Source organism: Comamonas resistens (assembly GCF_030064165.1).
Taxonomy (GTDB): domain Bacteria; phylum Pseudomonadota; class Gammaproteobacteria; order Burkholderiales; family Burkholderiaceae_C; genus Comamonas; species Comamonas resistens.
This window is the reverse complement of record NZ_CP125947.1, coordinates 1-24022: the sequence shown is the minus strand read 5'-3', so window position 1 is coordinate 24022 and position 24022 is coordinate 1. Positions and strand designations below refer to the sequence as shown.

Below are 24022 nucleotides of genomic sequence, written 5' to 3'. Positions count from 1 at the left end.
GCTTGACCTTGCCATGATGTTAGGGTTGAAGATTCAAGCCATGGAGACGCCAACCGGGCGGCTCCCGTTCAAGGAGTGAAGCAATGCAACAAGTTTTTGAAGTTCAGGGCATGACCTGCGGCCACTGCGAGCGCGCCGTCACCAACGCCATCCAGGGCGTGGATGCCGATGCACAAGTCAAGATCGACCGCGCCGCCAACCGCGTGGAAGTCGAAACCGGCGCAGACCGCGCAGCCGTGGCTGCTGCCATCGCGGAAGAAGGCTACAAGGTCGCCTGAGCGGCCTTGCTACTGCACCCGTCCCATACAGCGCCAGCAGCTCCTGCAAGCCAGGAAACGGCCGCTGGCGCTTTTTTCAAGGGTTCCCCATGCCTGCACATCAACCCGCCCCAAAAAACGCTCAGAACTGGCCTGTCGTGATCGGAGAGGCTGCGCGCCGCGCCGGGGTGTCTCCGCGCATGGTTCGCCACTACGAATCCCTGGGCCTGCTACCGCCTGTTCACCGCACCGACAGCGGCTACCGCCAATACACCCAGGCCGATGTGCACGCGCTGCGCTTCATCCGTCGCGGGCGAGATCTGGGTTTTTCCATGGAGGAGATCAGCACCCTGCTCGGTCTGTGGCAGGACCAGGGCCGCGCCAGCAGCCAGGTCAAGGCCATTGCGCAAAAACACATCACGGTGCTGACCGAGCGCATAGCCGCCATGCAGTCCATGCAGCGCACCTTGCAGACGCTGGTGCATTGCTGCCACGGTGACGATCGCCCCGATTGCCCGATTCTGGACGACCTGGCCAGCGCCGATACCGATCTGTCGCCCGCCCGTCACGAGCCGGTCGCACCAGCCTCCAGGCGCAAATCCGAAGCCACGGCATGAACCGCTAAGGGTTTCACGTGAAACCTCGCCGAGGGCGCAAATTGCCGGTCAGCCACGAGACATGTTGCGATGCAGCAAGTGCTGCAGAATGGTCCATGTGATGGATGTCGCGACATATCCATCGCATCAATAATTCACGCACAAGCCATTGCCATCGCAATGGAGGAGACACAACAGCATGAGCACCCGAGACATCTTCGTCGTCAGCGCAGCGCGCACGGCCATCGGCACCTTCGGCGGCAGCCTCAAGGACGTCCCCAACACCCAGCTGGCCACCACCGTGGTCAAGGCCGCTATTGAGCGCGCAGGCATTGCCGCCGATCTGGTCGGCCATGTGGTCATGGGCAATGTCATCCCCACCGACACGCGCGATGCCTACCTGTCCCGCGTGGCCGCCGTCGATGCCGGCTGCCCCATCGAAACCCCGGCCTTCAACGTCAACCGCCTGTGCGGCTCGGGCCTGCAGGCCATCGTCTCCGCGGCCCAGGCCATCGCGCTGGGCGACTGCGAAGTGGCCATCGGCGCCGGCTCCGAATCCATGAGCCGTGGCCCCTACTTCGACCAGGCGGCCCGCTGGGGCGTGCGCATGGGCGATGCCAAGAGCATCGACTACATGCTGGGCATCCTGCATGACCCCTGGCAAAAAATGCACATGGGCATCACCGCTGAAAACGTGGCCGAACGCTACCAGATCAGCCGCACCATGCAGGACGAGCTGGCCGTCATCAGCCAGCAGCGCGCAGCTGCCGCCATAGCAGCCGGCCGCTTCAGGGAACAGATCGTCCCCGTGGAAATCGCCACGCGCAAGGGCACGGTGGTCTTCGACACCGACGAACATGTGCGCGCCGCCACCACGCTGGACACCCTGGCCGGCATGAAGCCCGCCTTCAAGAAGGAAGGCGGCACCGTCACCGCCGGCAATGCCTCGGGCATCAACGACGGTGCAGGCGCCGTGCTGATGATGAGCGAGCAAGCCCTGAAATCCTCGGGCGCCAAACCCCTGGCCCGCCTGGTCGGCTACGCCCACGCCGGTGTCGACCCCGCCTACATGGGCATAGGCCCGGTCCCCGCCACACAAAAAGTGCTGGCGCGCACCGGCCTGACTATCGCCGACATGGACGTGATCGAAGCCAACGAAGCCTTTGCCGCCCAGGCCTGCGCCGTGATCCAGGAGCTGGGCCTGGACCCGGCCAAGGTCAACCCCAACGGCTCGGGCATCTCGCTGGGCCACCCTGTTGGGGCTACGGGCGCCATCATCACCACCAAGGCCATCTACGAGCTGCAGCGCACGGGCGGTCGCTACGCGCTGGTGACCATGTGCATCGGTGGTGGCCAGGGCATTGCCGCGATCTTCGAGCGCGTGTAAGCGGCTTTGAATCCGCAAAGCAAAAGGCCTGCCGGAGTGATCTGGCAGGCCTTTTTTTGATAGCTGCTTACGCATGTCCAGCCATGTTTTCAATATCAAAGAATATTGAAATTCATGTGTATCCAGCGATAACAGCTACTCCATTCATAGCATCAGAACGGCGCTTCCTCCGGCGCAGTATCTGCAGGCGCCACGGCAGGCCCTGTCACCGTGCCTTGGCCGCGCCCCTGAGCCAGCCGCACTGGCAGGGTTTGTGCTGCGGGAGCCGCCTGCAGGGATGCCGGCAGACCATCGCCCAGACCTGTGCGCCCTTCCCCGCCCAGGGCCTCGATCAGATCGGGAATCAGGCGCGAGAGTTCGCCCGTGGCAATGGCCACATCGGTGTCGAAGCCACCGTCGTCTTGCGACTGACCGTCCATCACCGCATCCAGCAGCGCAATCTTCTTGATCTGCAGACCTTCGGTCAGCACAAAGCTCACGCGATCGTCCCAGGTCATGGCCAGCTTGGTGGGCATCTTGCCGTGCTCGATGTGCTGGCGCACCTCATCGATATCGAGCGGATGACGGGCGTAGCGCACCACGGCCTTGGACTCGTCGGCAGCCTTCAATTCGCACTCACGGTCAATCGAAAAACCTGCAGGCGGCTCCTGCGTCATCAGCCAGTGGGCCATGGCCGCCTGCGGGCTGGTCTGCGTATCCACCAGAGCCAGCGCAAAGCCTGGCAGACCTTCCACCAGCAGGCTCACGATTTCATCGGCACGGCCTTGCGCGCTGGTATCGAGCACCAGGGTGCGGGCCTGCGGGTCGATCCAGACCCACATGCTGCCCTGCTTGGTGAAGGCCATGGGCAGCAGGTCCAGCTTGGCCTCGTCCTTGAGCTCTTTCTTCTCTTTCTTGCCAGGCTTGCGGCCCTCGGTTTTTTCGATGTGCTCGGCCTTTTCATTGACCTTGCGGTTGAGCACGCTGGCCGGCAGCATCTTGGACTCGCTCATGAAGCGCATCACCCATTGGCCGGCCACGGATTCGGCCAGCGGGCCATGCTGTTCGCCACGCGGAGGCACCCAGCCCACGGAACGCTCCTGCGTTGCACCACACTCGGCAAACACCGTTTTTTGCAGCGCCTCTTCCAGCACCTGCAGATCGCCCTGCCAGCTCTCGGCAATGCGATAAACAATCATGTTCTTGAACATCAAAAACCCTTGTTGAACCTTCAATCATCGTGATGATCCAGCAGCAGGATCTCACGGCAAAAAACGACTGCTGAAACAGTCCCATGCATGCATTGTTGCGCAGCTGGCAGCACTCAAACTTCTCAATACTTTACAGAGCGGCTGCAAAACCTCACGTCGCAGAAACATGAGGCCGCCACACTTCAGTCATCCGCTGCCGAATGCCCTTGTGGAGCAAGACCGAGCGGCCACTTCTTGCACTTCTGTTGAAAAGGAAACTGACATGACCCGCTTTCGCCAAACCCTCACTGGTGCTGCTGTTGCTACCGCCCTGCTGGCCTCGCTGAGCATGCCCAGCTTTGCACAGACCGCGGCAGCGCCTGCCGACAAGGCTGTAGCCACCCAGGCCGCTGCCGACCACCACAAGCACCAGCGTGGTGACAAGCGCGGTGATCGCATGGAACACATGAAGCAGCGCCTGGAAAAGCTCAAGGCCGAGCTGAAGCTGACCCCAGCCCAGGAAGGTGCATGGACGACCTATATCGAGGCCATGAAGCCCGGTGAGCGCCCTGCCCCCGGCGACCGTGAAGCCTTTGCCAAGCTCACCACACCTCAACGTATCGACAAGATGCGCGAGCTCCGCGCCAAGCGCAGTGCCGAAATGGATCGCCGTGGCGAAGCCACCAAGGCCTTCTATGCCCAGCTGAACGCCGACCAACAAAAAACCTTTGACAGTGCCGCAATGCGCATGCACAAGGGTCATGGCAAACACCACGGCGCACGCCCAGGCCAGGATGCAGCAGCCCCCGCCGCCCAGTAAACACCTGCTGAGAACCTCAAGCCCCCTGATGAAAGTCAGGGGGCTTTTTTGCGCCTGAGCGGATTGGCTGACTTCATCCTCACCTATTGGCCGACAGGCAAATTGCGCACAAGAACTTACGGTCATATCCACAGCTGCTCTCAACATCAGTCGCGCAAATCCGGCTTGCTGCCAACCGGCCAGATGCACGCAATTCGAGGCATTTAGATATGAATCTATTGCAAATCTCCAGCTATTGCGCCACTGCCGTGCTTGGCAGCCTGCTGGGCGGCAATACCTTTGCACAGGCTGTGCAAAACAATGCCATCTATCTTCAGTATGGGCAGGCCAAACACAGCGCGAACAGCTGGGCGCTTGGCGTCACCCTACCCTGGAAAAACTGGAACTACTCCCTGGGTTCAGGCCTGGTCACCGGATATTGGGATATCTGGGGTGGGCAATGGTCAGGCGATTACCAGGGCGGCAGCCGTTCGACCTGGGTCATCGGCGCGAAACCCACTTTGCGCTGGCGTGCCGACCAGGGTCAGTCCCCCTGGTTTGCAGAAGCCGGCCTGGGTGTCAGCTATGCCGTCAATCATCGCTATCTGACCGATCAGAAAGACTTTTCGACCCGGTACAACTTCGCCACCCACATCGGAGTTGGCTATCTGTTTGGTGAACAACTCAAGAGCGAAATCAGCCTGCGCCTGGAGCACCACTCGAACGCAGGCATCAAACACCCCAATCCTGGCGAGAACTTTCTGCAGATTCGCTACGCGCGCCACTTCTGACACAGCCGATCAGCCACACAAGACCAAGCCACCTTCGGGTGGCTTTTTGACGGCCAAGGCCATCTCACAGCCCCCTGTGCATAAACATGGTGATAAAAAATCTTCAATTTCTTGGTTTTCCACAGACATGGAGGCTAGCAAAAAGTTGTTCCCAAAACAAGGACAGCAGGGGCCATGTCTGAGGCACAGACTTAAACAAACTTTAAGTCATTGATTTTTAATATATTTTTATACTTATCAACAATTAAGTGGGTTACTTACTACTATCACTAATTAAAAATATAAGACTAGAAACAACAACTGCAGGAAAGTTTGCACAGCATACATGGACGTGTTGGACAAAAAAAATGTCCGACAACTTCATGCCGAACATTTTTTAAAAAGATCACATGAACCCAATTGCATGTGATGGATTCCTCAAAGCAAAGTTATTCACTATAAAAAAAGTAGCTAACAGTCAATATAAATCAATGATTTCAAGAGAAATTCATTCTTTATATGAGACATAGCTAAATTGTGGAAAACGATGTATGAATTTTCATGTTATCCACAGAACTTAGAGAGAAGATCAAGTTGTTCATACCTGAGAGACAGCAGCAGCAGTGACTTGTCTCCAGATTTATGAATGCCCAAGATGCTTGATCTATTGGATATTTGTTAAGTTATCCACAGAAGATGCCGATTCTTACTACTACGACTATATTTTTATAAAACTTCTAATGAACAACTGAAGAGAAGATCCTTCCCCGCCGAGAAGCCAGAGGCTGCACAGAGCAATCCAGATGCCTCAATCCCTCTGTAAATGGGAAATTGATCACAAAAAATGGCTTTGTCGAAATTGAATCGCCTGAGACAGAAAATTTGGCGTAAGATGCGCTCCCTCATTGAGACCGACTTGGGGATAAACGGCTATCGGAGTACTTGTGCATTCGTTGTTATCCACAGGATGTTATGAACAGCTGGGGGTAAACAAGGTTGATGCCAGCGGAAGTGGGTGCGATGACTGCATCCCCATATTCATTCAAAAAAATTCAATGGTCACAGGTCATTGTTTTCATTGGATTTTTGAGCGCGGACTTCATGCAGTTGCGCTCGGTGCATCGTTCGGCTGTTTGCTGATGCCTGCTGTATTTGGGAAGTGCAGCGATGGATGCATGGCTTTACTCACAGCATCGGCGCGATGTTCATCGGTGCACGGCAGTTCCTTGTCCACGAGGAAAGGGGTGATGGCTGCCACCCTCATTGCTGCGGATGAGGTTGGCGCTGAGTGTTAGAAAAATTACAAAAGCCCTGTGCTTCTCAAAAAGAGACGCAACAGGGTTTTGAGAGCTGAAGACCGCGTGTGAAGGCCTGGGGGGCCGGAAGCCGTTTGAGGCTCGCTGGAGCCCTTTCAGATGGGTCTGCGCTGCAGTGTGAAGGGGGGCAGGCCCTTGATCAGTTGCTGGCCATAGCTGGTGCCGGTCAGGCGCTTGTCATAGCAGTAGACATGGGCCTGATCCTCTTCGGTGCGGATGGCTCGCCCCACCCACTGCGCCAGGCGAATGGCAGTGGCTGGAACAACCAATTCGTTGAACGGATTGCGGCCACTGCTGCGCAGCCATTCAGCACGGGCTTCGCCTACCGGGTCATCGGGCGGGGCAAAAGGCAGCTTGGTGATGAACAGCGATTCACATAACGCTCCGGGCAGATCCAGACCTTCGCCAAAGGACTGCATGCCGAAGATGATGGAAGGCTCGCCCATTTCCACATTGTCACGGTGCCGGGCCAGCAGGGTCTGGCGGGGCAGGGCGGTCTGCACCAGCACCTGGTTGCGCATGCTGGTGGACAAGGCATCCACGGCCTGACGCATTTGCTCGCGTGAGGTGAACAGCACCAGCGCTCCGGCCTGCACGCGGCTCAGGTCGTTGAGCAGGGCCTCGACCATCTCCTCGGTAAAGCGTGCGGCTTCGCGAGGGTCTGCGACCGTCTCCCGGGCCACCAGCTTGCCCTGACGGGCATAGTCAAAGGGGCTTGGAACCTCCAGTGTGGTGACGCTGGCGTCACCTGCCAGGCCGGACTCGCGCAAAAAGAAGTCGAAATGCCCGCAGCTGGTCAGGGTGGCCGAGGTCAGCACGGCCCCGCGCACCTGTGACCACAGGTGCTGACGCAGCGTGGATCCAGGCTGTATGGGGCTGGCATGGGCTTTGACGACGATGAACTCGCCGTCCGTTTCCAGCGTGAACCACTTGGCGTGAGGAATGGCTCTGGTCTCGCCGTCGTCGCTGCTGTGCTGCAACAGCAGCTGCGTGGTGTTGAAGATGGCTTCCAGGCGCGGTGCCAGTGCGCCCACCTGCGCATAAATGGTGGAAAGACGGCTCGCTTCCTCGGGCTTGTCCTTGATCTCGGCCCGCAGGGCCTTGGATACCGCGCGCAGCGCATCCAGAAAGCCATCGGCGTGGTGTGCAATCTGGCTCAGAGGCTCCAGAAGTGCCTCTGGCAGCTCGCCACGGGGGGCTCTGACCCTGGCGGGCCCATAGCTGTCTTTTTGCGATTTGAGGGCCTCTCCGTAGTGCTCCATGACCAGTCTGGCCAGCTCCTGCATCTGCTGGCGCAGCTGGCTTGCATGCTTGGGCACATCGGCCAGTTCCTCGACCTCGGCCACCTGATTCACGCGCAGGGCACGGCTGGCCAGCTTGTCGATCCAGGTCAGTCGGCTCAGATCCATCTCGCCCGCGAACTGGTCCAGGGCAGTAGAGGGCAGGTGATGGGCTTCATCGAGCACCAGCAGGCAGTTGTCCAGCTCCGGCAGCAGCTTGGAGCCCAGCGAGGAAAGCAGCAAATCATGATTGGCGACAATGACTTGCGCGGCTACCAGATCCTTGCGGCGCTCGTAATAGACGCAGTTGCCGAATGCCGGGCAGTGCTTGCCCGTGCAGGAAGAGGACTCGGCCGCCACAGGGCTCCAGGCTTCGGGCTCGGGTGGTGTTTCCAATGAGTCGCGATCGCCGTTCCAGGCCTCGGTCGCCAGGGCATCGGCCATGGACTTGTAGAACTGCATGCGCGCCTGAAGCTCGTGCTGCGGGCGGCTGGCGCGCGCCTGTGCCTGTTCTTCGCCAAACAGGTCGTCTTCCATCTCATCCTGAATTTCACCAGTGCTCGCCAGCCGCTCCAGCTTGAGCTTGCAGACAAAGCGGCCACGCCCCTTGGCCAGTGCGAACTTGAACGGCTGATCCAGTTTTTGGGCCAATGCCGGCAAATCCTTGTTCACCAGCTGTTCCTGCAGGGCCACTGTCGCCGTGGAGATCAGCACGCGCGTACCACGCGACAGCGCCATACGGATGGCCGGGATGCTGTATGCCAGCGATTTTCCGACTCCGGTTCCGGCCTGGACCACGGCGATGGCTTTGCGAGGCTCGGGATCATCTTCATCGAATTTTCCGAGCTGGGCCTGGCTCAGCGTTTGCGCGACTTGAGCCGCCATTTTTCGCTGTCCATCACGGCTGCGAAATCCGGACATGGCTCCAACGACGGCATCAAAGGAATTCAGGGCTTCTTCAGCCCACTTTTTTTCATGCATTTCAGCGTTTTTCGAGACGCAAAGACGCTGTGCTTTGGCGTTTTATAAATATTCGTACAGTGATATGTATTAAATAAGATGATATTTCTTACGCAATACAGGCTACAAATCATGGGATCTGTATGTTCTACAGCATCGTTTTTTGAATGCATAGCGTAGAACTTTTCCACTACTTGTATGGGGCTTGTCCATTGTAGTTGTGGATGAATGAAATCATAGTTCTCAAGAAACTTATCCACAGATTGGAGTGTTGTCTGTGTTGTGTATATTCTGGAGATAAGTCTGTATCAATGTCTGTTGATATGTTTGTTAAATAATTATGAATAAGAAAGATTTTATAGATTCTTGGAATCTTATGAATGAGCTTGTTGTGATGAGTTTTCAAGCGCTGTGGGTAAGGTTGTTCTTCAAGAAGTTGACTCTGGAGTGCTCTCAAGCATTGGATTTATCCACAGATATGGTGTTGTCTTGAAACGCAGGCTGAAGGGCTGGACTTTTCCATAAGTCGGTAGTTCGGTACCGAGGGTTGCTCAAAAGCTGCTTTTTCTGCCTGTCCTGCACTTGAGAGTGAAATCTGTCCACATTGTGGATTCTTTGAATGCTATATTTTTAATAGCTTTTATTCAAAGAGAATTGGGGATAGAAGCCAAATTTCTTGGTGGGTTGAGAGATCCCTGCGAATCTTCGATAAGGGCAAAATTGAAGATGCTTTCTGTACTCATGTATGAAAAAATACATGAAAAATGCCTGTTTTTTAAGCAAAAATACGGTCTGAAACAGAAGTGCTTAAAAAATATGCATTCGGAGAGGATTTGAGGTGCAAAACTCAACGAATGCGGCGTTTCTTTGCCGAGACAGGTTTGCTCTGCTCCTTGTCTGGTCTTCTGCAGCCCTTACCAAACCGTAATGTCGGCGTCACCCACGCGCGTCTGCCCCGTTCCTAGCATGTGTGCCATCGCTGAAACTGGGGGGTGTTGTCTTGCTCCTGGTCTTCAGGCAACGGATCAAGAGGGTGAACGATGAATAAATGCCTTGTCGGGCGGCCGGGAGCGCAAAGCCTGTCGATGTGGAATGCAAGCAGGTTGTCTGCTGTGGCGCTGTTGCTGGGGACTGCCGTGCTGGTGTCTGGCTGCGATGCTTCCAATGCCACGTCTGAGCCTCAGAAGCAGGCGGCGCAATTGCCCAAGGGCTTCATTCAGGTCAAACCGGAATCCGTCAAGATGCTGGAGATCGCACCGGTGGCCGATCCCCAGGGCTTGCAGATGGCCTGGGCTCCCGCACATGTCGCTTTTGTCGAGGACCGTGTGGCGTCGGTATCCGTGCCTGTCGCAGCGCGCGTACAGTCCGTGACGGCGCATGTGGGCGATATGGTCAAGGCCGGTGATGTTCTGGCCACCCTGGTCAGCCCCGATGCATTGCGCACCCGTTACGAAGTGGCAGCCGCCAAGACGGCCCATGACGTGGCCGTGGTGGAGGCCCAGCGTCAGCAGAACATGGTGGACAAGGGAGTGGGCGTGGAAGTGGATCTGCGCGCGGCCCAGGCCAAGCTGCGCGAGACCTCGCAGGAATTGTCCCGCGCACAGGGCACGGCTGCATTGCTGGGCTCCGGTGGCGGTGATCGCATCGAGTTGCGTGCGCCGCGAGCGGGCATCGTGGCGGAACGCAAGGCCGTGGTGGGGGACTCGGTAGAGCCCTCATCGGCCCTGTTCATGATCGGCGATCCACAGGCCATGAATGTGGTGGCCGAGGTCTTTGAATCCGACCTGCCCGGCATTCGTCTGGGCAGCTCTGTTCAGGTCAATGTGCCTCAGCTTCCACAGCCGCTCACCGGCAAAGTGCGCTATCTGGGGGCAACACTGGACAAGGAGTCTCGCCGTGCTTCCGTGGTGGTGGAGCTCAGCGAACAGAACCCTGCACTGCGCCCCGGCATGCAAGCCAAGGTGGGCGTGCAGCTGTCCAACCAGCAACAGATGCTGATTCCCGTGACGGCAGTGCTTATCAAGGATGAAAGCCGCAGCGTCGTCTATGTTCAGCATGACAACCATCAGTTCGAGGCCCGTACGGTGACGCTGGGGCGTCCCACGCGCGGCATGGTGCCGGTGATTGATGGACTCAAGGTCGGCGAGAAGATTGTGGTGCGTGGTGGTCTGCTGCTCGACGGCGCAGCCAGCCAGTTGCTGTAACCGCGGCAGGAGCTTCAAGCATGCTGCGTTCATTCATTTCGTTTGTGGTGCACCGACGCCTGCTGGCCGTCTGCGCCACGCTGGCGATCGCGCTGTACGGCGTGTATTCCTATCTGCAGACTGCCATCGAGGCCTACCCCGATGTGACCAATGTGCAGGTGGGTGTGATTACCCAGGCCCCGGGCCTGGCCCCCGAAGAGGTCGAACGTCAGATCACCCAGCCGCTGGAGCGCGAGCTCAACGGTACACCTGGGTTGATATCACTGCGTTCCGAAAGCTATTTCGGGCTGTCCATGATCAACCTCGTCTTCAATGACGATGCCAACAGTTTCACGGCACGTGCCGAGGTTTCTCAGCGTTTGCCGCAGGCCGATCTGCCCGCCGGCATGACGCCGGAGATGGCACCTGACTACACCCCGCTGGGAAAGATTTTCTATTACCGACTGCAAAGCGACAGGCACACCCTGGCCCAGTTGCGTACCGAGCAGGAATGGCATGTGGTGCGTGTGCTCAAGCAGGTACAGGGCGTGGCCGATGTGGTGAGCATCGGCGGTTTCGTCAAGGAATTCCATGTCGAAGTGGATCCCGAAAAGCTCTACAGCCTGGGACTGTCGCTGGATGATGTGAGCGATGCGCTGTCCAAGTCCAACCGCAATGTGGGCGGTGGTCTGATGCGCCGTGGAGAACAGTCTTTCATCATTCGCGGTATCGGTCTGCTGCGCACGCCGCAGGAGATTCAGGACGTCGTGGTCGCCATGCGTGGCAAGGCGCCCGTCACCATCGGTGACGTGGCCCGTGTGTCGCAGTCGCATACACCGCGCCAGGGTTCGGTGGGCATGGATGACCAGGATGATGTGGTGCAAGGCATTGTGCTGCTCAAGCGCGGCGCCAACCCATCGGTAGTGCTCGACGATATCCACGCCAAGGTGGAAGAGCTCAACGGCGGTGGCCTGCCCGAAGGCATGCACATGGTTACCAACTATGACCGCTCGGATCTGGTCGGTCATACGCTCAAGACCGTGCAGCACAATCTGCTGTTTGGTGCCACGCTGATCGTGGCGGTGCTGTGGCTGTTCCTGCGCAGCCTGCGAGGCTCGTTGATCGTTGCCACGGTGATTCCCTTGTCGCTGCTGGTGGCCTTCATCGGTCTGCACTGGCTGGGCATGCCTGCCAATCTGATCTCCATGGGCGCCATCGACTTCGGCATCATGGTGGATGGCGCTGTGGTGCTGGCCGAGAACATCATCCGCAATGCACGCCAGCGCAGGCCACAGACGGCCAATGACATGCGCCACATCATCGTGGATTCGGCCGTGGCCGTGGCCAAGCCCACGCTGTTTGCCATGGCGATCGTGATTGCCGCGCTGATCCCTGTGTTCTCGCTGCAAAGCATCGAAGGGCGCATCTTCCGTCCGCTGGCCATGACCTATAGCTTTGCCTTGCTGGGTGCTCTGGTCTTTGCCATGGCCCTGGTGCCTGCGCTGTGCGCGCTGTTCCTCAAGCCCAGGCATGTGATGGTGGAGGAGCCCAAGGTCTTCGAACGCGCGGAGCATGGCTACCAGCACTGGATCACCGGCGTGCTGGGCGCGGGTCGAAAGCGCTTCGCGGTGATCGCGGTCTTTGCTGCCGTGCTGGTGGTCGCAGGCGTTTCCGCCAAATGGCTGGGCACGGAATTCCTGCCCGAGCTCGATGAAGGCGATGCCTATGTGCTGGTGCAGATGCCGGCCTCGATCTCGCTGGAAAAAGGCCAGGAAGTGCTGCGCGATGTGCGTTTGCGTTTGAAGGTCTTTCCTGAAGTCATCACCGTCACTACGGAGCAGGGTCGGCCCGAATCGGGAACCGACAACGAGACTCTCAATCTGGCCAAGGTGCTGGTGCGCCTCAAGCCTCATGGTGAATGGCGCAAGGGGCTGGACAAGCCGGCCTTGATCGAGGAAATGCGTGCAACGCTGGGTGAGATTCCTGGTGTGGCATTCAACTTCGCGCAGCCCATTCGCGACAGCGTGGAAGAGTCCACCTCCGGTGCGCGTGGTCAGGTTGTGCTCAAGCTGTTCGGCCCCGATATTCCCACGCTGCGCGGCATTCTTCTGCAGACCAAGGGACTGGTGAAAGACATCAATGGCGTGGTCGATCTGGACCTGTACCGTGATGCGCCTGCTCCCCAGGTGCATGTGGAGTTCGACCGCCAGGCCCTGGCGCGCCAGGGGATTGCCATGGAGGACGCGCAAAAGACCCTGGAAGTGGCCCTGGCAGGCAATGTAGCCACCACGCTGTGGGAGGGGCAATACCCCGTTCCCGTGCGGGTGCGGCTGCCTTATGTGGACCGCATGGACGAGGAACGCATTCGCAATATCGCCATACCTCTGCCCGATGGCGGATCGGTCCCTTTGCATTCGGTGGGCACGGTCAGCATGAAGGTGGGCAACTCTTCCATCTTCCGTGAAGGCAATGCACGCTATATGGCGCTGAAGTTCAACGTGGAAGGGCGCGACATTGGCTCCGTCGTCAAAGACACGCTGGCCACCTTCAAGAAGAATGTAAAGCTGCCAGAGGGCTATCAGGCGGTCTGGGGCGGCGAGTGGGAAAACCAGCAGCGCGCTGCCGCGCGCCTGAAGGTGGTGGTGCCGCTGTCGCTGGTCATTGTCTATGCGCTGTTGTTCGGTGCGCTGGGCCAGGCCCGTAGCGCCGGCATCATCCTGCTGTGCGCGCCGTTTGCCATGGTGGGCGGCATTGCTGCCCTGCATCTGGCGCGCATCGAGTTGTCCATCAGTGCGGCCATCGGCTTTATTGCGCTGCTGGGTCAGGTGGCGCTGGCAGGCTTGCTGGTGATCTCTGCCGTCGAGGAATTGCGCCGTCAGGGCATGCCTGTGATGCAGGCCCTGATAGCCGGCACGGCAGAGCGCATGCGCTCCATCATCCTGGTGGCTTTGCTGGCGCTGCTGGGCCTGCTGCCCATGGCACTGTCCACCGGTGTGGGTAGTGAAACACAGCGTCCGTTCGCCTCGGTCATTGTGGGCGGCATGGTCGTGCTGCCACTGGTGGCGCTGGTGTTGCTGCCCGTGCTGTATGCCTTGCTGGGGCCGAAGACGATGTTGACCCGCGAAGAGTTGGATGAGAGCGCGCAAGATGAGTAAATGGCACTTTCTGGCAGTCGCTGCAGCCTTGTGCTGCGGTGCAGTAAATGCGGCAGATCTGGCATCTGGCGCAGAGGCGGTGACAAGCCCCCTAGCAGCGCCTGTGGCGCCCGTGACCTTGCAGGAGTACCTGCGTCTGGTCGTGCAAAACCAGCCCGCCCTGGCCGCAGAGCGCATGCAGACTGCGTTGGCCAAGGCCGATAGCAGGACTGCATCGGCTTTCCCCAATCCTGCTGCGCACTACAGCAGCAAGCGCGGAGAGAAAGAGTGGGGCGTGGAGCAGCCCATTCCCATCTTTGGTCAGCGCGGCATGCGCATGGAAAACGCCAAGCTGGGCGAGAAGGCGGCCGTGGCCAATGCCGATGTCGCCGTTGCCGTCACCATGAGCGATGCGGCCCATGCCTTCAACGAATTGCTGGTGGCCCAGCAGCGCTACAAGGTCTGGCAGGGTGCGCAGGACGAGCTGAACAAGGCTGGGTATATCGTCAAGGGTCAGATAGAAGCAGGAACACGTAGCCGCTACGACGGTGCACGCCTGAACCTGCAGCAGGCCCAGATGTCCATGCAGGTCAGCAAGGCCCAGGCCGCACTCAAGGATGCGGCTTCCCGCGTGGCCAGCATTGCGGCTATGCCGCAATGGCAGGTGAGGGTGGATGGAAGCCTGCAGGCTTCGGATCTGCGCCACGCACCGGCCTATGGCCCGCTGTGGGAAACGGCGCAGACCCGCCTGCCGGTGCTGCGCGCCGCGCAGGCCGAACTGGACCGTGCACGTCAGAAGATCAAGCTGGAGCAGCGCGAGGCGCTGCCCACACCGACCTTTGGCGTCGCGCGCATTCGCAACAGCGTTGACGGCAGCTTCAACCAGGTTGGCGTGAATGTGGAAATTCCGCTGTTCGATCGTCGCCAGGGTGCCATAGACCGCGCCAAGGTCGAGGCCGATCAGGCCGAGCTGCGCCGCGATGCCGCTGTGCTGGCAGCACAGTCCGAGCTGCAGCGATCGCTGCAGCAGTTGCAGTTGCGCCGCACGGCAGTACGCGACTACGAAAAGGAAGGTCTGGCCCAGATCGCGCCGTTGCACCAGATGGCCCAGGACGCCTACAAGCTGGGCAAGGGCACGATTCTGGAGCTGATCGATGCGCTGGGATCGATCACCGAGCACCGTCTGGAGCATCTGGAGCTGGTCAAGGACATGCTTGACGCCGAATGGGAAGTGCGCCTGGCCAGCGGCGATCTGCCCCAGATACAACCCTGAGGGGAGCGGCAGAAGATGGCTCAGCTTCCACAATCTCCATCTTCTGCTGCCATCTTGCCCATGCCTGCAGGCGAGGATGCAACGGCTTATAGTGTCTTTCCCCCAACGGCCAGAGACAGACACAGCATGTACCGCTACCTCATCATCGAAGACGATGCGCTCAACGCGCGTTACATCGCTGAAGGGCTGAGGCAGCAGGGTGCGCATGTCAGTGTCTGTGGCGACGGCGTGCAAGGCATTGCGCAGGCCGTGGGCGAAAACTGGGACGTCATCATCCTGGACCGCATGTTGCCCAATGGCTTTGACGGGTTGCAGATTCTGCAGACACTCCGATCCATGGGAAAACAGACGCCAGTGCTTGTGCTCAGTGCGCTGTCTGCTACAGATGAAAGAGTGCGCGGGCTCAAGGCCGGCTGCGATGACTATCTGACCAAGCCTTTTGCGTTTTCCGAATTGGCCGCGCGGCTGGAGGCGCTGGTGCGCCGCGCGCAGATCCCTGCACCCACGCGGGAAATGCGCGTGGCGGACCTGCGCGTGAACCTCATGTCGCGCAGTGCCGAACGTGCAGGCCAGCCCCTGGCACTGCAGCCGCGCGAGTTTCGTCTGCTGGCTTTTCTCATGCAGCATGCCCATCAGATTGTCACGCGCACCATGCTGCTGGAGTCCGTCTGGGACTACCGCTTCGATCCTCAGACCAATGTCATCGATGTGCACATCAGCCGCCTGCGCAGCAAGGTGGACAAAGGCTTTCCCGCACCCCTGATTCATACCGTGCGTGGTGTGGGTTACAGCCTCTCGGATCGCCCGCAAGACCTGCCCGAGGTCGCCTGATGTCGGCCTCCCGTCCCTGGAGTTCATTGGCTTTCCGGCTGGGTCTGAGCTATGGCGCCATCATGGCGCTGACCATGACCATCGTGCTGGCGGTTTTCTATGTGCAGACGGTTGGCGTGGTGCGTGTACGACTGGACAAGCAGGCCGAAAACCACTTGCGCAGGCTGATGGAGCATTCGGCCAAGTACGGCCCCGGTGCGCTGGAAAGCGAAATCCTGCAGACCATCCGTGACGGTGTGAACACCGACACGGAAATCCTCATTCTCATGGACCCCGATGGGGAACCCATCGTGAGCAATGCCGAAGTGTTTCCGGCACGCAAGCTCACCACCATGGGCGTGCGCGAGCTGACCGTCAAGCGCAACGGACGCCTCGTCATCGGGCGTGTGGCAGTGGCTGAAATGCCCAACGGAAACCTGCTGGCTGCCGGCAGCGATATGCAGCTGCAGCGCGACATGGAAGAGCTTTTTGGCCGTGCCAGCCTCATGGCGGCGATTGCGGCCTGCATGATGGCCATCATCGGTGCCATGGTGTTTCGCCGCGTGGTTGATGAGCGTGCCTCGGCCATTCGCATCACCATGTCGCGCGTGGCCGCCGGTGATCTGCGCCAGCGCATTCCGGTCGATCTGCGCAACGATGAGTTCACGCTGCTCAACCGCGACATCAATACGATGCTGGATCGGCTGGAGCAGCTGATGGAAGGCATACGCCATGTCTCCAACAGCATTGCGCACAACCTCAGAACGCCGCTGACGCGCATTCTTCTGCGCCTGCGCAATGCGCAGCAGGCCAGCCCGGAAATGCAGTCTGCCACGTTGGCGCTGGTGGCCGAAGAAGTAGCCGAACTGGGCGTGGTTTTCGAGAAGCTTCTACAGATTGCAGAAGTCGAAAGCGGGGCCAGCCGCAAGAGCTTTGCGCCCGTGGATCTGCAGGCTCTGCTGGTCGATGTGGTGGACTTTTATGAGCCCTTGATCGAAGACGCCGGAGGTGCGCTCAAGCTCGATGTGCGGCCTGGCGTGCAGGCCTTTGGTGATGGAGATCTGATCGCCAGCGCCGTTGCCAATCTTGTCGATAATGCTATTAAATACGGAGCATCTGTCAAGCCGGAGACTGCGGGTGAGGTGCTGCTGACTGCCAAAGCCGCTCAGGAAAGCGGTCCTGAAAGCGCCTGGGGCGTACAGATCACCGTGCAGGATCAGGGACCGGGGGCCGATGCGCAAACGCTGGAAAAAATGACCACGCGTTTTTACCGTGCCGAGTCCGATCGGCAAGGCTATGGCCTGGGTCTGGCAAGCGTGCTGGCCATCGTGCAATTGCACGGTGGAAAGCTCAGTTTCCAGAATGCAAATCCCGGTCTGATCGCCCGCATCTGGCTGCCATCCATTGCCAAGGTCTGAGAAGCGGCAGTTGCTTCGGGAACCTGCTGCACCCAGTACCTTTACGCAGCATCAAGGCTCAGGAAAGCGCCTTGTTGCCGTAGGCACAGAACCCCGGCTTGGGGCCCTTCTTGGGATGCAATCTGCAGGTTTCCGGGCGCTTCTCATAGACCGTGCAGCGGCGCGTGTTCTTGTCCAGAAAATTGCAGTCACCACCTGCACGGCGGGCCATGGTGAAGATCTCGTGCTTGGGGTTGAAGTGGTCAATCAGGCGCATCTTCAGCAGCCGCCTGGCGATCAGCTTGGGCTCGATGTTTTCGACCTCGAACGGGTCCACCAGTTCCAGGCGCACCAGATCCGGCAGGCGTACCTCCAGCGGCATGGTGCAGCAATTGGCCGCACAGCTGTCACACATGCCGGCCTTGTACTTGCTCCAGGTTTCCAGGCGGTCGACGTCAACAATGCGGATGGAGGATTTCATTTCGGGTGGGGCACTTCTGGGAGAAGCGCGATGCTGCCACGAGATGTCGATGTCTGCCTTGCGCTATGGCTATGAGCAGACCCGGTTCATGGGATTGAGCGGGCTGCGCAGCAGCCTACACTGCACAGGCATATCACCTCCACGGGAGAACGATTTTGGCAAGCCAACCCACGCTTTACTACGCAGCTGGCACCTGCGCGCAGGCCGTACTGATTGCGCTTTATGAGGCGAATGCCCAGTTCACGCTCAAGGCGCTGAGCTTTGCCGACAACGAGCAGCGCAGCCCCGAATACCTGCGCATCAACCCCAAGGGCCGAGTGCCCGCGCTGGCCACGGAACGCGGCGTGCTGACCGAGACTCCCGCGCTGCTGCTGTACGTGGCACAGACCCATCCGCAGGCAAGGCTGGCGCCGCTGAACGACCCTTTTGCGCTGGCGCAGATGCAGGAGTTCAATGCCTATCTGGCCTCGACCGCGCACATCGCCCACGCCCACCGTCCGCGTGCCTCGCGCTGGGCAGACGACGAGGCCGCCCAGGCCGCCATGCGCGCCAAGGTGCCCCAGAACATGCGCGAATGTTTCGCCATGATCGAAGAGCATTACCTGGGCGACAAGACCTGGGTGATGGGCGAGCAATTCACCGTGGCAGACGGTTATCTGTACACCGTCGCCGGCTGGCTCAAGGGCGACGGCGTGGACATCACCGAGTTTCCGCGCGTGGCAGCCCATTTCGAGCGAGTGAAGGCCAGGGACTCGGTGCAGAGGCTGCAATAAAAAAGGCCAGCGCAAGCTGGCCTTTTTTATTTGGTTTTTTGCAACCAGGGCAAAAATCAAACGTCGATATTCCCCGCTCGCAGCGCATTGTCTTCGATGAAGTTGCGGCGCGGTTCGACCTCGTCGCCCATGAGCATGGTGAAGACGCGGTCGGCCTCGATGGCGTCGCCGATCTTGACCTGCAGCAGGCTGCGGACATTGGGGTCCATGGTGGTTTCCCACAGCTGCTCGGGGTTCATTTCGCCCAGACCCTTGTAGCGCTGGCGGCCCGTGGTGCGTTCGGCTTCGCTGATCAGCCAGGTCATGGCCTGGCGGAAGTCGCCGACCTTCTCGGTCTTGGCCTTTTCGCCTTCGCCGCGCGTGACCTTGGCGCCTTCGCCCAGCAGGCCGACGAAGTTCTGTGCCTCGTCGGACAGGGCAGCGTAGTCATGGCTGCGCACAAATTCCTGCGTGAGGATGGAGCTCTTGATATTGCCGTGGTGATGACGGCTGATGCGCAGGATGGGGTGCTCGCTGTTGGGGTCGATTTCGGCCGTGACTTCGGCGGGCACGCCGGTGGCAGAGAGTTCGCGCAGCTTGGCTTCCAGGATGGGGGCGCAGGACTGGGCTTCTTCGATGGTGTCGAGCTTGATCTGCACGCCATCGGCGATGGCGCGCAGGGCCTCGGCGTCCATGAAGTTGGACAGGCGTTCAATGACGGTTTCGGCGGCCAGATGCATGTCGGCCAGCCTGGCCAGCTCTTCGCCTTCGACGGTGCGTGCATTGGCGCCGCCGGTGTTCACACTGGCGTGGTTCAGCGCGATCTTGAGCAGGTATTTGTTGAGGGCCGGGCCGTCCTTGAGGTAGAGCTCTTCCTTGCCGTTCTTGACCTTGTACAGCGGCGGCTGGGCGATGTAGATATGGCCGCGCTCGACCAGATCGGGCATCTGGCGGTAGAAGAAGGTCAGCAGCAGGGTGCGGATGTGGGCGCCGTCCACGTCCGCGTCGGTCATGATGATGATGCGGTGGTAGCGCAGCTTGTCGGGGTTGTAGTCGTCGCTGCTGCTCTTGCCCGAGTCTTCGCTGACCTTGCCGATGCCGGTGCCCAGGGCCGTGATCAGGGTGATGATTTCCTGGCTGGACAGCAGCTTTTCGTAGCGGGCTTTTTCCACGTTCAGGATCTTGCCACGCAGCGGCAGGATGGCCTGGAACTTGCGGTCGCGGCCCTGTTTGGCGGAGCCACCGGCGGAGTCACCCTCGACGATGTAGATTTCGCACAGCGCAGGGTCTTTTTCCTGGCAGTCGGCCAGTTTGCCGGGCAGGCCCATGCCGTCGAGAACACCCTTTCTGCGGGTCATCTCTCGTGCTTTTCGCGCGGCTTCACGGGCGCGGGCCGCCTCGATGATCTTGCCGCAGAGGATCTTGGCGTCGTTCGGGTTCTCTTCGAGGAAGTCGGTCAGGCTCTTGGCCACGATGTCTTCCACGGGCGCACGCACTTCCGAGCTGACCAGCTTGTCCTTGGTCTGGCTGGAAAACTTGGGCTCGGGCACCTTGACGGACAGCACGGCGCACAGGCCTTCGCGCATGTCGTCGCCCGAGACTTCGACCTTGGCCTTCTTGGCCAGTTCGTTGTCGGCGATGTACTTGCCGATCACGCGGGTCATGGCCGCACGCAGACCGGTCAGGTGGGTGCCACCGTCACGCTGGGGAATGTTGTTGGTGAAGCACAGCACCTGCTCGGCATAGCTGTCGTTCCACTGCATGGCCACTTCGACACCGATCTCGGTGCCGGGAATGCCGCCATAGGTTTCCGCAGGGCGCGAGCCGTTGGCGTGGAAGGTGGTGGGGTGCAGCACCTTCTTGGTGCCGTTGATGAACTGCACAAAGCCCTTGACGCCGCCGGCGCCCGAGAAGTCGTCTTCCTTGCCGTCACGTTCGTCCTTGAGGCGGATGCGCACGCCGTTGTTCAGGAAGGAGAGCTCGCGCAGGCGCTTGGCCAGGATCTCGTAGCGGAACTCGAAGTTTTCCTTGAAGATTTCCTGGTCGGGCAGAAAGTGCACCTTGGTGCCGCGCTTGTCGCTGGCACCGACCACGCGCATGGGCGAGACTTCAAAGCCGTCCACGACCTCGATCAGGCGGTTTTGCACATGGCCGCGCGAAAAGTCGATCTCGTAGCGCTGGCCATCGCGGCTGACAGTGAGCTTGAGCCAGATGGACAGCGCGTTCACGCAGGACACGCCCACGCCGTGCAGACCGCCCGAGACCTTGTAGCTGTTCTGATTGAACTTGCCGCCGGCGTGCAGTTCGGTCAGTGCGATTTCGGCAGCCGAGCGCTTGGGCTCATGCTTGTCGTCCATCTTCACGCGCGTGGGAATGCCACGGCCGTTGTCGATCACGGACAGCGAGCCGTCGGCGTGGATGGTGACCAGAATGTCGTCGCAGTAGCCGGCCAGCGCTTCGTCGATGGAGTTGTCCACGACTTCGAAAACCAGGTGGTGCAGACCGGTGCCGTCGGAGGTATCGCCGATGTACATGCCCGGGCGCTTGCGCACGGCCTCCAGGCCTTCCAGGATCTGGATTGCGCCTTCGCCATAGCCGCCTGCATCTGCTGCGGCGCTCTGGGTGTCTGGCTTGTTCTCTTCGGTCATGAAATTACCTTGCTGCTACCAAGTCAGAAGCGGTTGGCGCCTGACTGGCATAACTTTCAAATGGATACTTGCCTGAAAAGCATGAATGACAAGCGGTAGCTGCTCATGTTTTTCAGGCAATAGAAGGGCTGGCTTTGAGCTGGGTGGCGTTCAGATGCGCATGGGCATCACGACGTACTTGAAGCTGTCGATCTCGGGGATGGTGATCAGTGCCGAGCTGTTGCCGTCCTGCAGGTCGATCTTGACCATGTCCTGGTTCATGTTGGAGAGCACGTCGATCAGGTAGGTGACGTTGAAGCCGATCTCGATGGTGTCGCCACCGTAGTCGATGTCCAGCTCGTCCATGGCCTCTTCCTGCTCGGCGTTGTTGGACGCCACGCGCAAGGTGCCGGGCTCGACCGACAGGCGCACGCCTTTGAACTTGTCGCTGGTCATGATGGCCGTGCGCTGCAGCGAAGCCAGCAGCGGGGCGCGGCCCAGGGTCACGCTGTTGGTGTGGTTCTTGGGAATCACACGGTTGTAGTCGGGGAACTTGCCCTCGACCAGCTTGGTCACGAACTCCATGCCGCCAAAGGTGAACTTGGCCTGGTTGTTGGCGAACTGCATCTCGATGACGGGCTGGTTCTCGCCGCTGGCGTCGGACAGCAGGCGTTGCAGCTCCAGCACGGTCTTGCGCGGCAGGATCACTTCCTGCTTGATGGGCACTTCCACATCCAGCGTGGCGCTGGCCCAGGCCAGACGGTGGCCGTCGGTGGCCACCAGCGACAGCTGCTTGCCTTCGGCGACAAACAGAATGCCGTTCAGGTAATAGCGGATGTCCTGTACGGCCATGGAGAAAGAAACCTGGCCCAGCAGGTCCTTGAGCACCTTCTGGGGCACGCTGAACGCGGGGCCGAAGGCGGCCGACTCCTGCACCAGGGGGAAGTCCTCGGCTGGCAGGGTCTGCAGCGTGAAGCGGCTCTTGCCACCCTTGAGAATCATCTTGGCTTGCTGGGTCTCCAGGCTCACGGTCTGGTCGCCGGGCATGGTCTTCAGGATGTCGATCAGCTTGCGGGCACCGATGGTGGTGGTGAAGTCTCCCGTGTCGCCGCCCAGCTCGGCCGTGGTGCGGATCTGGATTTCCAGGTCGCTGGTGGTCAGCTGCAGCGCATTGCCTGTCTTCTTGATCAGCACATTGGCCAGGATGGGCAAGGTGTGGCGGCGCTCGACAATGCCGGCCACTGATTGCAGGACCGCTAGAACTTTGTCTTGTGTGGCTTTCAGGACGATCATGTCAACCTCAGTGATTTAAGTGCGCATTTGTTTTGACGCGGCGGCATCCGCAGGGTGGGGCGGATGCTCCCTCATGCCGCGTGAATTCCCCATTTTGCCCTGTGTGAGTGACATTCATGGGGGAGTTTTCATCAACCCTTGAGCGTTTGTTCCAGCACATGCAGCTGCTGGTTCAACTCGGTATTGGTCTGGCGCTCGCCTGCGATCTTGCGTACCGCGTGCAGCACCGTGGTGTGGTCGCGGCCGCCGAACAGCTCGCCGATTTCTGGCAGGCTTTTTTGCGTCAGCTCCTTGGCCAGATACATGGCAATCTGGCGCGGGCGGGCAATGCTGGCCGGGCGCTTCTTGCTGTACATGTCGGCGACCTTGATCTTGTAATAATCAGCCACCGTTTTCTGGATGTTTTCCACAGAAATCTGGCGGTTTTGAATACTGAGCAGATCACGCAGGGCCTCGCGGGCCAGCTGGATCGAGACTTCCTTCTGGTTGAAGCGCGAATAGGCCAGGATCTTGCGCAGCGCGCCTTCGAGTTCACGCACGTTGGAGCGCACGTTCTTGGCCACGAAGAAGGCCACTTCCTCGGGCATGTCGGCGTTCTCGGCACGGGCCTTGTTGATCAGAATGGCGACGCGCATCTCGAGTTCTGGAGGCTCGATGGCGACAGTAAGGCCAGAATCAAAGCGTGATACCAGACGTTCGTGAATATTGGCCAGACCCTTGGGGTAGGTGTCGGACGTCATCACGATATGGCTCTTCTTGGCCAGCAGGGCTTCGAAGGCGTTGAAGAACTCTTCCTGGGTGCGGTCCTTGTTGGCGAAGAACTGCACATCGTCGATCAGCAGCAGATCGAGCGAGTGGTAGCGTTCCTTGAACTCGTCGAAGGTGCGGCGCTGGTAGGCCTTGACCACATCCGAGACGAACTGCTCGGCGTGGATGTAGAGAATCTTGGCGTCGGGCTTGTCCTTGAGCAGCTGGTTACCCACAGCATGCACCAGGTGAGTCTTACCGAGGCCGACACCGCCGTAGATGAACAGCGGGTTGTAGAGGTGGCCGGGAGAGCCCGCCACATGCATGGCGGCAGAGCGCGCCATGCGGTTGGCCGTACCTTCGACCAGGGTTTCGAAGGTCAGAGCCGGGTTCAGACGGGTGCGGAAAACCGGTGCACTGGCCTCTTCATTGCTGACCGTGGGCACGGAGACATTCATGGTCTCGGGTGCACTGGTTTGAACGGAAGATGGAGGACGTACATAAGTACGTACAACGCTTTCACGCTGAGCAAGCGCTAACTCAAGAGTGACTGGCTGGCCGTAGAGCGACTCCAGCATGGCCGAGATACGGCCCGCATACTGGGCGCGAATCCAGTCCAGTTTGAAGCGGTTGGCCACGTAGATGGTGACCTTGGAAAAATCTTCTGCAACTGTTGCCGTCAGCGGCTTGATCCAGGTATTGAATTGCTGCTCTGGCAGCTCCTGACCCAGTTGCTCAACACAGACTTGCCACAGGGCCTGGCCTGCATCGTTGGTAGGTTCCTCTGTCAT

The 24022-nt window shown here is 59.5% G+C and carries 17 protein-coding genes; 11 read left to right on the top strand and 6 right to left on the bottom strand.

What is annotated here, in order from left to right:
- Positions 1-83: 83 nt before the first annotated feature.
- From QMY55_RS00085 to QMY55_RS00075, 3 genes are all read left to right on the top strand, one after another.
- Complete coding sequence (locus QMY55_RS00085) at positions 84-278, top strand: heavy-metal-associated domain-containing protein (protein WP_283486697.1); 195 nt, start codon at positions 84-86, stop codon at positions 276-278.
- An 89-nt stretch (positions 279-367) separates the two neighbouring features.
- On the top strand, positions 368-874 hold the full coding sequence (gene cueR / locus QMY55_RS00080; RefSeq protein ID WP_283486696.1) for a Cu(I)-responsive transcriptional regulator: 507 nt from the start codon (positions 368-370) through the stop codon (positions 872-874).
- A 178-nt stretch (positions 875-1052) separates the two neighbouring features.
- Entirely contained in the window at positions 1053-2240 is a 1188-nt protein-coding gene (locus QMY55_RS00075; protein ID WP_283486695.1) for an acetyl-CoA C-acyltransferase family protein, read from the top strand.
- Between the two features lie 152 nt (positions 2241-2392).
- On the opposite strand, the gene QMY55_RS00070 is transcribed toward QMY55_RS00075, so the two are convergent.
- The gene (locus QMY55_RS00070) at positions 2393-3430 is read right to left on the bottom strand and encodes a recombination-associated protein RdgC (protein ID WP_283486694.1); all 1038 of its coding nucleotides are present in this window, start codon (positions 3428-3430) and stop codon (positions 2393-2395) included.
- Between the two features lie 262 nt (positions 3431-3692).
- On the opposite strand from QMY55_RS00070, the gene QMY55_RS00065 reads away from it, so the two are divergent.
- Both QMY55_RS00065 and QMY55_RS00060 read left to right on the top strand, forming a co-directional pair.
- Positions 3693-4229: a Spy/CpxP family protein refolding chaperone gene (locus QMY55_RS00065; RefSeq protein WP_283486693.1), complete on the top strand. Its 537-nt coding sequence runs from the start codon at positions 3693-3695 to the stop codon at positions 4227-4229.
- Between the two features lie 209 nt (positions 4230-4438).
- Positions 4439-4999: an acyloxyacyl hydrolase gene (locus QMY55_RS00060; RefSeq protein ID WP_283486692.1), complete on the top strand. Its 561-nt coding sequence runs from the start codon at positions 4439-4441 to the stop codon at positions 4997-4999.
- 1390 nt (positions 5000-6389) lie between these two features.
- On the opposite strand, the gene dinG is transcribed toward QMY55_RS00060, so the two are convergent.
- On the bottom strand, positions 6390-8555 hold the full coding sequence (dinG, locus tag QMY55_RS00055; protein WP_283486691.1) for an ATP-dependent DNA helicase DinG: 2166 nt from the start codon (positions 8553-8555) through the stop codon (positions 6390-6392).
- 1019 nt (positions 8556-9574) lie between these two features.
- On the opposite strand from dinG, the gene QMY55_RS00050 reads away from it, so the two are divergent.
- The 5 genes from QMY55_RS00050 (at position 9575) to QMY55_RS00030 (ending at position 17352) form a co-directional block, all read left to right on the top strand.
- Positions 9575-10738 carry an efflux RND transporter periplasmic adaptor subunit gene (locus tag QMY55_RS00050; RefSeq protein ID WP_283486690.1) on the top strand — a complete coding sequence of 388 codons (1164 nt, stop codon included), beginning with the start codon at positions 9575-9577 and terminating at the stop codon, positions 10736-10738.
- Between the two features lie 20 nt (positions 10739-10758).
- Complete coding sequence (locus tag QMY55_RS00045; protein WP_283486688.1) at positions 10759-13872, top strand: efflux RND transporter permease subunit; 3114 nt, start codon at positions 10759-10761, stop codon at positions 13870-13872.
- A gap of 79 nt (positions 13873-13951) precedes the next feature.
- A complete protein-coding gene (locus QMY55_RS00040; protein ID WP_283486687.1) occupies positions 13952-15124 on the top strand; it encodes a TolC family protein in 1173 nt (390 codons plus the stop codon).
- 126 nt (positions 15125-15250) lie between these two features.
- A complete protein-coding gene (locus tag QMY55_RS00035; RefSeq protein ID WP_283486686.1) occupies positions 15251-15955 on the top strand; it encodes a response regulator transcription factor in 705 nt (234 codons plus the stop codon).
- Complete coding sequence (locus tag QMY55_RS00030) at positions 15955-17352, top strand: sensor histidine kinase (RefSeq protein WP_283486685.1); 1398 nt, start codon at positions 15955-15957, stop codon at positions 17350-17352. Before QMY55_RS00035 ends, QMY55_RS00030 begins: the two co-directional genes overlap by 1 nt.
- Positions 17353-17410: 58 nt before the next feature.
- Here QMY55_RS00030 and QMY55_RS00025 read toward each other — a convergent pair whose 3' ends face one another.
- Positions 17411-17812, bottom strand: a complete 402-nt coding sequence (locus QMY55_RS00025) for a YkgJ family cysteine cluster protein (RefSeq protein ID WP_003060002.1) — start codon at positions 17810-17812, stop codon at positions 17411-17413.
- Between the two features lie 155 nt (positions 17813-17967).
- On the opposite strand from QMY55_RS00025, the gene QMY55_RS00020 reads away from it, so the two are divergent.
- Positions 17968-18585, top strand: a complete 618-nt coding sequence (locus tag QMY55_RS00020) for a glutathione S-transferase family protein (RefSeq protein WP_283486684.1) — start codon at positions 17968-17970, stop codon at positions 18583-18585.
- Positions 18586-18641: 56 nt separating this feature from the next.
- Here QMY55_RS00020 and gyrB read toward each other — a convergent pair whose 3' ends face one another.
- The 3 genes from gyrB to dnaA all read right to left on the bottom strand — a co-directional run bounded on the left by gyrB (position 18642) and on the right by dnaA (position 24022).
- The gene (gene gyrB, locus QMY55_RS00015) at positions 18642-21212 is read right to left on the bottom strand and encodes a DNA topoisomerase (ATP-hydrolyzing) subunit B (RefSeq protein ID WP_283486683.1); all 2571 of its coding nucleotides are present in this window, start codon (positions 21210-21212) and stop codon (positions 18642-18644) included.
- A 150-nt stretch (positions 21213-21362) separates the two neighbouring features.
- Positions 21363-22484 (bottom strand): DNA polymerase III subunit beta, encoded by a 1122-nt coding sequence (gene dnaN, locus QMY55_RS00010; protein WP_283486681.1) that lies wholly within the window; start codon positions 22482-22484, stop codon positions 21363-21365.
- Positions 22485-22615: 131 nt separating this feature from the next.
- Positions 22616-24022, bottom strand: a complete 1407-nt coding sequence (dnaA, locus tag QMY55_RS00005) for a chromosomal replication initiator protein DnaA (protein WP_283486680.1) — start codon at positions 24020-24022, stop codon at positions 22616-22618.